At 62.6% G+C, this 11,524-nt stretch carries 11 protein-coding genes; 6 read left to right on the top strand and 5 right to left on the bottom strand.

The genetic code is table 11. From position 1 onward, the window contains the following. The first annotated feature begins 122 nt into the window (after positions 1–122). The 3 genes from Pan216_RS08295 to Pan216_RS08305 all read left to right on the top strand — a co-directional run bounded on the left by Pan216_RS08295 (position 123) and on the right by Pan216_RS08305 (position 3,560). Positions 123–392 carry a hypothetical protein gene (locus tag Pan216_RS08295; RefSeq protein ID WP_145257406.1) on the top strand — a complete coding sequence of 90 codons (270 nt, stop codon included), beginning with the start codon at positions 123–125 and terminating at the stop codon, positions 390–392. A gap of 117 nt (positions 393–509) precedes the next feature. Continuing rightward, positions 510–2,072: a sulfatase family protein gene (locus tag Pan216_RS08300; protein ID WP_145257408.1), complete on the top strand. Its 1,563-nt coding sequence runs from the start codon at positions 510–512 to the stop codon at positions 2,070–2,072. Positions 2,073–2,336: 264 nt separating this feature from the next. Further along, a complete protein-coding gene (locus Pan216_RS08305) occupies positions 2,337–3,560 on the top strand; it encodes a cation:proton antiporter (RefSeq protein WP_145257411.1) in 1,224 nt (407 codons plus the stop codon). Positions 3,561–3,668: 108 nt separating this feature from the next. Here the strand turns inward: Pan216_RS08305 and Pan216_RS08310 are convergent, their stop codons facing one another. From Pan216_RS08310 to Pan216_RS08320, 3 genes are all read right to left on the bottom strand, one after another. After that, positions 3,669–4,214 carry a hypothetical protein gene (locus tag Pan216_RS08310; protein ID WP_145257413.1) on the bottom strand — a complete coding sequence of 182 codons (546 nt, stop codon included), beginning with the start codon at positions 4,212–4,214 and terminating at the stop codon, positions 3,669–3,671. 414 nt (positions 4,215–4,628) lie between these two features. Beyond that, positions 4,629–5,657, bottom strand: a complete 1,029-nt coding sequence (locus Pan216_RS08315) for a hypothetical protein (protein WP_145257416.1) — start codon at positions 5,655–5,657, stop codon at positions 4,629–4,631. Positions 5,658–5,975: 318 nt separating this feature from the next. Next, positions 5,976–7,337 carry a sigma 54-interacting transcriptional regulator gene (locus Pan216_RS08320; RefSeq protein ID WP_145257419.1) on the bottom strand — a complete coding sequence of 454 codons (1,362 nt, stop codon included), beginning with the start codon at positions 7,335–7,337 and terminating at the stop codon, positions 5,976–5,978. Between the two features lie 77 nt (positions 7,338–7,414). Here Pan216_RS08320 and gcvT point away from each other — a divergent pair, with 77 nt between their 5' ends. The 3 genes from gcvT (at position 7,415) to Pan216_RS08335 (ending at position 9,803) form a co-directional block, all read left to right on the top strand. Then, positions 7,415–8,503, top strand: a complete 1,089-nt coding sequence (gcvT, locus tag Pan216_RS08325) for a glycine cleavage system aminomethyltransferase GcvT (RefSeq protein WP_419193405.1) — start codon at positions 7,415–7,417, stop codon at positions 8,501–8,503. Positions 8,504–8,508: 5 nt separating this feature from the next. Then, the gene (gene gcvH, locus Pan216_RS08330; protein ID WP_419193406.1) at positions 8,509–8,898 is read left to right on the top strand and encodes a glycine cleavage system protein GcvH; all 390 of its coding nucleotides are present in this window, start codon (positions 8,509–8,511) and stop codon (positions 8,896–8,898) included. Between the two features lie 143 nt (positions 8,899–9,041). Continuing rightward, positions 9,042–9,803 carry a cyclase family protein gene (locus Pan216_RS08335; RefSeq protein WP_419193407.1) on the top strand — a complete coding sequence of 254 codons (762 nt, stop codon included), beginning with the start codon at positions 9,042–9,044 and terminating at the stop codon, positions 9,801–9,803. A 114-nt stretch (positions 9,804–9,917) separates the two neighbouring features. On the opposite strand, the gene Pan216_RS08340 is transcribed toward Pan216_RS08335, so the two are convergent. Both Pan216_RS08340 and mch read right to left on the bottom strand, forming a co-directional pair. Then, positions 9,918–10,295 carry a hypothetical protein gene (locus tag Pan216_RS08340; protein ID WP_145257427.1) on the bottom strand — a complete coding sequence of 126 codons (378 nt, stop codon included), beginning with the start codon at positions 10,293–10,295 and terminating at the stop codon, positions 9,918–9,920. Positions 10,296–10,300: 5 nt separating this feature from the next. Continuing rightward, a complete protein-coding gene (gene mch / locus Pan216_RS08345; RefSeq protein ID WP_145257430.1) occupies positions 10,301–11,257 on the bottom strand; it encodes a methenyltetrahydromethanopterin cyclohydrolase in 957 nt (318 codons plus the stop codon). Between the last annotated feature and the right edge of the window lie 267 nt (positions 11,258–11,524).

The raw sequence follows: 11,524 nt of genomic DNA on the forward strand, positions 1-11,524 counted from the left end.
TTGGATCCCGGCCTGGTGAATGGGGCGAAGACCGGGGCACGTCATCACGATTCTTTGTTGAGCTTGATCGCCGACGCGTCGGTGCGTGGGCGTTTGCCGTTCGATCCCTTTCGCGAGAGGGAATGATGACACGGACGCTCTGTTCCTACTGCGGAAAAGAGACGCCTGTCGCGGCTCTCGATCCGAGGTTGGGTCGCTGTCCCGAGTGCATCGCCCAGTTGGGCTATGCGGTGGGCCCGGCGCCGGCGAGCGTGACGAGGGACAAAGTCAAAGTCTCCTGCCGACGCTGCGGCGCGGAGATCCTTCCCCTCACGGCGTGGCGAACTCTCGGCTACTGCATGCCTTGCCTCGGCAAGGAGAGCGAGCCGATGCCGATCCGACCCATGAGGTGAGCGCGTCGGGGCGACGATCTCGCATTCCCGCGCCGAGTAGCGGATGATTTTCTCCGCCGATGGCGATACGCTGGAGGGCTGTCCGTCACGCTCCCACCTTCAGCAGAGAAGATCGCCATGCCATGGACCCTCGGAAGCTCGGAATCTTGGTCGCGGAAGGCCTCGCGCATCGCGGCGGCATTGCTCACCTTGACGATTTCGCTGGTCGCGGCGCGTCAAGCCTTCGCCGAGAAGCCGAACTTCATCCTCCTCATGGGCGACGACCACGGCTGGAGTGAGACGGGCTACAACGGGCATCCTCATCTCCAGACGCCCGTGCTCGACGAGATGGCCGCTTCCGGACTACAGCTCAATCACTTCTACTCGGGGCATCCGACTTGCTCGCCGACGCGCGGCAGTGTCCTGACCGGGCGGCATCCCAATCGCTACGGCACGTTCCACCCCGGCTGGTCGATCCGTCCGGAGGAGGTTACCGTCGCTCACTTGCTCGCCGGCGCGGGGTATCATTGTGCTCATTTCGGCAAGTGGCATCTCGGGCCGGTGAAGGCCGACTCGCCAACGAATCCGCGGGCGATGGGCTTTCACGAGTATGTCTCGCACGACAACTTCTACGAGATGAACCCGATCTTCTCTCGCAACGGCGCGCCGCCCGAGGAGTTTCCGGGCGAGGGCTCGGAAGTGACGATCGACGAGACAATCGAGTTCATCGACCGGGCGAAAGAAGAGGGAAAGCCCTTCCTCGCGGTGGTCTGGTTCGGTTCGCCTCACGAGCCCTACAGCGGACTCGAGAAGGATCTCGCCCTCTATGACGACTTGCCCGAGGGGTACGCCGATCGGAAGGTTCGGCTCACCTCGATGAAGACTGGAAAGCCGACGACGCGTCCGCTGCGCGATGTGCTTCGCGAACGCTACGCGGAGATCACCGCGATGGACCGAGCGATCGGCACGTTGCGCGAGCATTTGGACGAGGCCGGACTGCGCGACAACACGCTGGTGTGGTACTGCGGCGACAACGGAAGCCCGCCGAGTTGCGATCGCGTCACGACCCCATTTCGCGGCGAGAAGGCGCTCATGTACGAGGGGGGCGTTCGCGTCCCGGGCGTGATCGAGTGGCCGGCGCGGATTTCCAAAGGACGCGAGAGCGACGTCAACGCGGTGACCAGCGACATGCTCCCAACACTCTGTTCGCTCGCGGGCGTTTCGCTTCCCCAGCGACCGCTCGACGGGATTGATCTGACGGCGTTGATCGAGGGTGACCTTTCGGAGCGGCCATCGCCCATCGGCTTTTGGAGCTACAACGCCGACCGGGTCACCGATCGCACTCCCAAGCCGACGCCCTATATCGAACCTGCGCTCCAGGAGGGGACGACGCCCTTGGTCAAGTACCTTGCCGGGAAGAAGACCCGCAGCTTTCAGAACTTCCACCAACCGCCGATCACCGAGGAGGACTATCGTGGCCCGCGCGTCCTGCTCGACAATCGCTACAAGCTCGTCGTCGATGGCTCCGGCGATGGGAAGGTGGAACTCTTTGACCTCGAGGCCGATCGTGAGGAGAAGAACAATCTCGCTTCCAGCAAGCCCGAGACCGTCGCACGGCTGCAACGACAACTTCGAACCTGGCAAGACTCCGTTCTCGAGAGCCTCCGCGGCGCCGACTACGCGAAGAACTCGGGACAGTAGGGCAACTGTCCGTCTAACTTGCATGGTGCCACTGGCTGCTTGTCAGCCAGTACCGGGTTAGGACTTCACAAACACCGACTTCCAGTTGGAACAGAGCCGTAGCGACAAACGCAGCTCGTCGCTCCTATCGCGTCATGGTGTCCGCCCGTTGATCATTCCCCGCCGCACGGGCGATGGCCTCCACGGCCTTGTTTCCGTAAAGCACGCCCGAGCCGCGCGCGGCGTTCGCCACTGTTCCCCCGTTGACCCCGAAGTGAGCCAGCGATGTCGGAGTATCAGCTTCTCACGATCCTGGCGGCGTTCGCCTTTCTCTACAGTCTCGTCGCGTCCCGTTTGGAACGGACCCCGATCAGCGGGCCGGTCCTCTACCTCTTCGCGGGGTTCGTCTGCGGGGCTTCGGGGCTACAACTCATTCATGCCGAGTTCGACGGCGACGGTCTCAAGCGACTGGCCGAGTTCACCCTCGCCTTGGTGCTCTTCACCGATTCGGCAACCGCGAACCTGAGCGTGTTGCGCCGGGTCAAGGATCTGCCCGTTCGCCTGTTGCTCGTCGGGTTGCCGCTGACGATTCTCGCGGGGTTCGTCGTCGGCTGCCTCTTTGTCGGCCAACTGACTCTCGTCGAGATCGCGCTGTTGGCGACGATGCTCGCCCCGACCGACGCGGCCCTGGGGCAAGCGGTCGTGACCAACGAGGACGTTCCCGCGTCGGTGCGCGAAAGTCTGAACGTGGAGAGTGGCCTCAACGATGGGATCTGCGTACCTGTCCTGCTCGGCTTCCTCGCGCTCGCGACCGGAGAGGCGTCGGGGAGGGAGACGCTTTGGCTCGCGATCGAGTTGCCGATTCGGGAGATCGGCATCGGGGCGGCGGTCGGGGCGACACTCGGACTCGCGGGAAGCTACGCCATCAAGGCATGCGGCAAGCGTGGATGGATCGGCGGCTCGTGGAACCAAGTTCCCGTCGCGGCCTTGGCGATGCTCTGTTTCGCCCTGTCGCAACGACTTGACGGCAGCGGGTTCATCGGGGCCTTCGTGGGGGGGCTTGTCTTCGGCGGTTCGACCAACACGCTCAAGGACAAGGAAGCGGTGCTCAATGGCGCCGAGGGGGCGGGCAACGTGCTGTCGCTCCTGACGTGGTTCACCTTCGGGGCGGTGGTTTTCGACAGGAGTCTCGAGGCGTTGAGTTGGCAAGTCGTCGTTTACGCCGTGCTTAGCCTGACGCTGGTGCGCATGCTGCCGGTCTTCGTCTCTCTCCACGGCGCGCCGGTGAGGCGGGATACGAAGCTCTTTCTCGGTTGGTTCGGCCCGCGCGGGTTGGCGAGTGTGGTCTTCGTGGTGATGGTGATGGCGGACCAATTGCCCGGCAACGACACCATGGTCGCGGTGGTGACTTGGACGGTAACGCTCAGCGTCATCGTCCACGGCCTCTCCGCCGAGCCCCTCGCGACGATGTACGGCAAGCTGGTGAGAGATCGCGATGGAGAGGTCTAGCGAGTTGGTTGCTCGATGAATGTTGTTGGATGATCCACGGTACGACGTCATTGGAGTCGTTTTCTCGATCACCGTCGGGAAGACGATGGTGTGCCGACGAAGTGATTTCTATTTCACGGGGATGGCGTTGAGAATCGCCTGGATTGGCTTCCAGAACGTCAACATCAGTACGATGGCGAGCAAACCAACGACAAAACCAATCATGTCCGCCGAGGGAGATTCTTTGACCCAGGACAACACGACCACTGCCGCCAACGCGACGACATACGGCATCCACATGAGTTTAATCTTGAGTTCACTTCGGAGGTCGTACATGGGAGGTTCGAAGGTCTCCGCGATGAGTGGTCCATCGTAGCTGGTGTTCTGGCGAATCATTCGCTCCACGTCTTTGACGCGGTTAATGGCCAGTCGAGCCGGAGCGCGCTGAACGAGTTCTAGCATCGCGAAGACCACGATCGAGAAGGCTCCTAGCCAGAAGAACTCCCAGGCCGTCAGCTCGATGTAGCCGGTCTTCGAGTACAAGCAAACGGCCAAGGCACCCAAGACCACAAAGAGCCAGCCGCGAAACTTGAAGGTGTGTTCGTCCTGCCTGGCAATGATCAGTTCCAACTGCTCGATCTCGAACTTCGCCATCTCAATGTCGTCGGGTTCCATCGGCCAGGGTGTCTCCGCATTCCAACGACCTGAGATCCGTAGGGCGTCGCGGTGGTCGTTCTCACGTGTTGCCCGGGTGTCAACGATCCCCACGGTTTGTACCACGCGCCACCGCCGCCGACAATAAGGGGAGTCGATCCCTTGACGCATCGAACGATTCAACGATGTGAAGGTGTTCCGCTGGACAAGTTCGATGAGTGAGTTCGTCCCCTGGACTCGTACGGCCGGATCGTCGAACGGGGCGCACTTCCCAAATCAGAGAGTCTTCTGCGCATGCAAACGGCGAGCGTGGGCATGGCACCCTGGAGCGATGAACATCGTCGTTGGCGAGAGGTCCCCTTCAAGAAACCGACAAGGGGTGCCGGATCTTGGTCCGACACCCCTTACGCTATGATCGTTGCTGACGGTTGGGCGTCAGTTGGTCTCGACTCGCTCGATCGCGTGGAAGCGATAGACCGGCGACTCGGAGAAGACCCGCGAGCGACGATCGACGATGCGACCCTTCATCTCGACGGTCTCTCCCTCGTTGAAGTCCTCGAGGCGAGGGTCGCGGGCGAGGACGACCATGCCGCCGTGCTTGTCGTACTCGCCGAGCGACGCGTAGCGAAGCAGCCAAGCACCGCCGCGAACGTGGACCTTTTCGAGGCGACCGCGAAGCCATTCGTATTCGTCGCCGTGGTCCATCGGCTTGGTGGCGATCGGAGCGGGAGTCGTCTTCACCTTCTCCTCCCGCACAACGACCTCTTCGGTCTCGGCGTTGGGCTCCTCGAACAAGCCGGCGGGCTCGTCCAAGCTCGGGACGCCGATCATGACATCGGTCGCGGACATCGTCTCGCTGAGACTATTCTCCGTCGGCACCTCGACGAGGGAAGTCGTCGTGAGCGACTCTTCCTTCTGATCGGCATCGACCACGAGGTCGCTCGCCACCACGTCCTTCTCTTCCTTGAGCATCTGCTTGGCCAATTCGACGACCGGGTCGTCCGTCGGCAGCAGCGTGAAGGCTTCGGGAGCTTCGGTCACCTCCAGCGGCGACGTCGTCGGTTTCGTTGATGTCGTCGAGCTCACGTTGACCGATGAGGTCTTCGTGGTCGGCGAAGGGGTCTTTTTGTTGGTGGCGACTTGGCTCGTGACCTTGGGGCCTGTCGCTTTGGGGAAACTGGTCGGCTTGGTTCGCGGAGAACGCTTCGATTCCTCGCGGAAGCCGATCAGCTTGGAAATCAAGCCGGGCTTGCTGTTGGATCGTCGTTTCGTGGTCTTCTGGACGACCTTTTGCTTGGGCTTCTCGGGGCCGTCGAAGACCTTGCCGATCTTCTTGGCGAACCCGAAGACTTTACCCGTTTGCTTGGTCGTCGACATGGAGTCGTTCTGAGAAGACTCGGGAGCCCCCCCGGCAAGGATGCTGGCGGAACAGACGATCGGGCCCAGCCAAGTTACCATGCTCATTTTGCTTCTCCAGATTAACAGGTCGGGCACGAAAGTGACCGGAGGCATCGTTCGAAGGTCTCTTCGGCGGACCGGTCGAGTGAACTTTAGCGAGGAAGCGAGGTTCACGGATTTCAGCGGAGTTACTCGCTAGAGGGGAGGATCGCTTCATTCCGTCCTTAGTGAAAGCGCCGGCCTTATGTCCCGTAAGGGTCGTGTCGCGCGTCAAGCTAGGCTGTTTGATGGTCAAGTTGGGGGATGAGGCCGTCAGGATGCATGAGGCGTATGGAGCGTGCAGGTGAATAGGGAGGCTTGAGGGGATAGTTTCGGTTGCGTGGATTAGGAGGAAGAGCTCTCGTCGCCGGAGGAAACGCCGACCCCAAGTTGGTCACAGCGTCGGTGCAAGCTGGCGCGGGAGATCTTCAGCAGACGCGCCGCGGCCGCCTTGTTGCCGGCGGACTCGGCCAGCGCGACGTCGATCAGCCGACGTTCGACTTCCGACAGGAGTTCGGCCAAGCCCAGTTTCGGCGTGGCCGGTTCCGGAATCCCCAAGCCGCTGGCGCTGGCCGATCGACGCAACCGACGGGGAAGTGACGAGCGAGCGATGGTGACCACGTTCTCGTCTTTCGGCTGACGGGCGAGGGCTTGCTCGAGGACCTGACGCAACTCGCGGAGGTTGCCGGGCCAGTGGTATTCGCGAAGCAGCTCCATGGCGCTCGCCTCGATCACGGGTGTGGCTTGTTCCTTGCTCGTGCGAAGCTGCTCGAGGGCCAACAGGCAGTGATCCTCGAATTCGAGTGGTCGTTTGGCGAGGGCGGGAACATCGATGGTCAGGATGGACATCAAGTGGTAGAGCGGTTCGGCGAGTTCTCCCCGCGTCAGCAAATCCTCGGGGGATCGCTTCTCCGTCACGATCAGCCGCCAGGGAAGATTTGCCTCCTGTTGGCGTTCGGCCAGGGCTTGTTGGAGGTTGGGAGCGAGCTGGGTAACGTTCTTGACGAGGAGCGTTCCCGAGAAGGGCGAATCGAGGAGTCCGACCGTCGCGGACTCGTCAGGGGCGACCAGTCTTCCGCTTCCCAGGAGCGTTTGCCGCTGCAATTCCGGTGGCATCGCGGCGGCGTCGACGACACTGAACGAGCCGCGTGCGAAGGGGCTCTCGCGATGAATGACGCGGGCGAGGGTCTCCTTTCCGCTGCCGGTGGGGCCGATGAGCCCGACGGGTTCCTTGGCGCCGCACGCGAGTCGCACTTGCTGCACGACGCGTCTCATCAGGGGGCCGCGTGCGGGAATCGCTTCGAAGCCCCCCTGGAGGCGTAGCTGGTCGCGCAGGCGTTCGAGGCGTTCATCAGGCTCGCCGCTGGGAGCCTTCGGGACGCTCACGGGGGCTCGGCCTTGGTGGAGGAATCCGAGCGTACCGACCTCGTCGCCTCGTTCGTCGCTCAAGTGGACAAAGAGGAGGTGATACCAGCAACGTTTGGGAATATCCCAGGGTCGCTCCATGCGTAGGACGCCGAGGCTCGGGAGTTCCGCGGGCGGTTGGAGGAAGGCCGACTGCTCGGCGAGGGTCGGGAGGTCGCTGACGCCGAGACGGCTCAGTAGCGCCTCGTTGGCGAAGACGAGTTGGCGCTCGCCGCTGAGGATGAACATCGCCTGATCGACTCGGTCGAGTAGCCCGCTCACGTCGATCGGGGCCTGGTCCACGGCTCGCTCCCTTGTTCTCCCGGTTGGCACTTTCGGACATGCAGTGTACAAAGAGGGCAATACGAAAGGAATCAAACGTGGGGCTTCAGACGCCACTTCATCAATGGCACTCCTCCAGCGGCGGCCGACTCGTCGATTTCGCAGGCTGGCAAATGCCGATCGTCTACTCCTCCATTCAGGAGGAGCATCAGGCGACGCGGCAAGCGGCCGGACTCTTTGACATCGGCCACATGGGACGCTTGCGCTTCGAGGGCAAGGATGCTGTCCGGTTTCTCGATCACGTGTTGACCAATCGCGTCGACACCCTCGCGGAGCATCAGGTGCGTTACGCCCTGGTCCTCTCCGAGGAGGGCGGGACGCTCGACGATGTCCTGGTGACGCGCTGTCCGGATCATCATCTCTTGGTTGTGAACGCCTCCAACCGCGAGAAGCTGCTCGCGTGGTTCACCGAGAAGATCGGTTCGTTCGACGCGACGATGACCGACGAAACGCTCGAGACGGCGATGATCGCCTGCCAAGGGCCCGCGGCGGTCAAGATCGCCTCGGAGGTGGTCGAGGACGATCTCGACTCGATGGGCTATTACACCGCTCGTCCGGGGTCGTTCGCGGGTTCGAAGCTGCTGGTGAGCCGAACCGGGTACACGGGCGAGGACGGCTTCGAGTTCATCGTCCGGACGGAGATCGCCGAGTGGCTTTGGCGCGCCTTGCTCGAGGTCGGATCGAGCCACGGCATTCATCCGGCCGCGTTGGGAGCTCGCGACACGCTGCGGCTCGAGGCGGGGATGCCGCTGTACGGGCATGAGCTCGATGAGACGATTGACCCGCTCCAGGTCGGGCTTGCGTGGGCCGTGAAGAGCAAGTCGAAGGACTTCATCGGCAAGGATGCGCTGGCGCAGCGCGACCCGGTGCGGCCCGTGCGAGTTGGGTTGGAACTTCAAGGGCGCAAGATCCCCCGCGAGGGCTATGAAGTCCTAGACGCCGAGGGGACCACGGTCGGACGGGTGACGAGCGGGAGTTTCACGCCGACGCTCCAACGCTCGATCGCGATGGCTTTCGTTCCCCCCGCGCTCGCGGAGATTGGGACGTCCTTGTCGGTGGCGGTTCGCGGGGACGCGGTCCCCGGAACGGTGGTGGCTCTTCCCTTCTATCAGAGAAAGAAGGCTTGATCGGAATGGATGAATCGAAGCTCCTCTACGCCGAGTCCCACGAGTGGGTGAGTGAATCAGAGGGTCAGTGCACGATCGGCATTACCCGTTTCGCGGTTGAGCAGTTGACCGACATCGTCTACGTCGAACTGCCCGAAGTGGGCAAGACGCTCAGCAAGGGCGATCCCTTTGGCGTGATCGAGTCGGTCAAGGCGGTGAGCGATCTCTACGCCCCGGTCGCGGGAGAGATCATCGAGACCAATACTGCGGTCGTCGATGATCCGAGCATCCTCACCGAGGATCCCTACGACAAGGGTTGGATGATCAAGATCAAGATCGTCGAGCCGGTCGATGCCTCGTCGCTGCTCGACAAAGCCGCCTACGACGCCAAGATCCAGGGCGACGCCGGCCACTAGCGGGTCGGGTCCGTTCATCCCTCGGGTTTCACGGGCGGTTGATCAGCCAGTGAGATGGTGATCGGGAATTCGAATGACTCTCGCGTCGAGCGGTGCCGGCGTTTCGTGTTGGCTCCACGCTTCAGTCAAGAAGGGGCGTTGCGTTGGCGACGAACGAGTCTCCGGTCGAACTGCTCTCTCGGCTCAAGTCCTGCCGCTATGTCGATCTCACGCACGCGTTCGAGCCTGGATCGCCGCACTTTCCGGGCTTTCCCGATGAAGTGCGAGAAACCATCTATGCCCATCGCGAAGGGGAGGGAACGCTCGGGTCGGGTTTTCTTGTCCATCGCTATGCGCACGTGGGGCAGTGGGGAACGCACGCCGATCCTCCCAATCACTTCATCGACGGGGGAGCGTCGCTCGACGCGATCGCGGTCGACGACATGATGCTCCCGCTGGCCGTCCTCGACATCCACGAGCGGGTCGCGGGTGATCCCGACTCCATCGCGACACTCGACGATGTTCGCGCCTGGGAGGCGAGGCATGGGGCTATTCCGGCCGGCGGCTTCGTCGCGCTGCGAACCGACTGGTCCAAGCGTTGGCCTGACCCGGTGGCGATGAAGAACGCCGATGACGATGGGACGGCACACTATCCGGGATGGGGGCCGGACGCTCTCGCGTATCTCTTTCAGGAGCGCCGGATCATCGCGGTTGGTCACGAGACGACCGACACCGATCCGGGCACCTCGACGAGTCGGGGCGACTACGCGATGGAGCGGTATGTCCTGATGCACGGGCGCTACCAGATCGAATTACTCGCGAATCTCGACCAGGTCCCCGAGTCGGGCGCGATCGTGGTGGCCGCCTTTCCCAAGCCCAAGGACGGATCCGGGTTTCCCGCCCGCGTCTTCGCGATTTGCCCCTAGGGGAGCGACCTAAGGTACCGATGCCTTTACGTCGTCGAGTGCCACTGGCTGCTGGTCGGCCAGTGCGAGTCGATTGGGCCTCCACCAACCCGAACGTCAAGTTGCGATCGAGCGCTAATCGGCGGAGGGCTGCTCGGCGGGGGCGGCGTCGATCTTGCGTTTGCGGGCGTTGCGCACTCCCAGGGTTGCCCCGACAAGGATCCCGACGACAACCGCGAGTGGCAAGCGGGCGGTGAAGGAACTGCCGTTGATCAGCCAGTCGGCGAGCGGCCCGACCAGGGTAAGGAAGAGGGCTCCCTTGACCGCGCCCGCGAGGGCCTCGGCAAGAGCGCTCTTCAGGATGGCCCAGCCGAGAATTCCTCCCGCGACCGCGCCTAGCAGTCCGATCCCGGGCCCGTCCCACATCCATCCCACGAGACCGCCGATCGCGAGTCCCATGCCGAGAACGAGGAAGCGATGCCGTTGCGAGGTGCTCGTTGATGATGCGTTCATGATCGTCACAGTTCGAAGAAGGAACGTTCCAGCAACGTTTCGTCGATGTTGCCGAAGTGGTAGCTCGAACCGGTTTGGACATTGTTGAACAGGACCGACGCGGGGCTGAAGAGATTCGCATCGATCTGGTAGAAGTCGCGCCCGGCACGTTCGAAAATCGACGCGAAAGGTTCCCCGTAATCCGACGACGCGCACGAAGGGACGAGCGGTCCGAGCCGTTCGATCGGCTCATCGTCGCCCTCCACCCACATGACGACTTCGCCGCCGTAAAGAATGCTGTCGTTGGTACGTCCGATCGCGGTCAGGTCATCTTTGGGAATCGGCGGCAGAAACGCCGTGCCGCTCGCGGCGACGATCCGATTGGGGAATTGCAGCTCAAAGAGCTTGTGCATGCACGTTTCGACCGAGCGAGCGACGACTTGGTAGCTTCCGGCGATGCTCGCGGTTCGGGCGACGAGCAGAATGAGACTCGCGGGCAGGATGTTGATCTCGTCGCAGATGTGCTTGATGACCTCTTCGGTCGGTAGTTTGGACGACTCCAGCACGCCGACGGCGACACGGGTCGTTTCGGTGTACTTGATCTTCTCGAAGAGTGGTTCTTTTCCCCGCCTGATCCGCATCGGCCCCGAGGTCATCGCGAAGTAGTCACCGAGCGATAGCTCCCAACCGGCGTATTGCGAGAGGAGACAGGCGGCGACCGGCTCGTCGACCTCGACGGTGATCTTTCCGCAGGGACGCGAGCCGAGGCGGTCCATGCCAAACGCGATGCGGCCCATGCCGCCGATGCAGGCCTCGGCGAGAGCATGGCCGGCTTTCAAGCTGCCGACGGTGGCGACGCCGCAATCGACGACGGTGGCCTTTCCGATTGTTTCGATGTTGACCTTCGCGGCGGTCGCGTCCTCGACGAGCTGTTGGGCGATAGCGTGGGCGCGGGCGTTGAGCGTTGCTCTCGGAGCCGTCATCAATGGGTTCCTTTGCGGGAAAGCTGGTTGTTCTCGCGACATCGGGTCACGGGGTGGGTCAAGTCGCTCACTTGAGCGAGGCGACTCCACCGACATCGTTCTCGCGATGCCTCTTCGCCCGCAATCGCGCGGTCGCGACCGCGTCTGAGTCATTCTGACAAGCAGGTACGGGAACCGAATAGTGGGCGAATGATCACTGATCGGGCCACGATTAGCCGAAATCCTCGACGAGCCGAAGGTTCTCTCGCCGTCGGTGCGCACAGAGGG

The organism is Kolteria novifilia (assembly GCA_007748055.1).
GTDB lineage: Bacteria > Planctomycetota > Planctomycetia > Kolteriales > Kolteriaceae > Kolteria > Kolteria novifilia.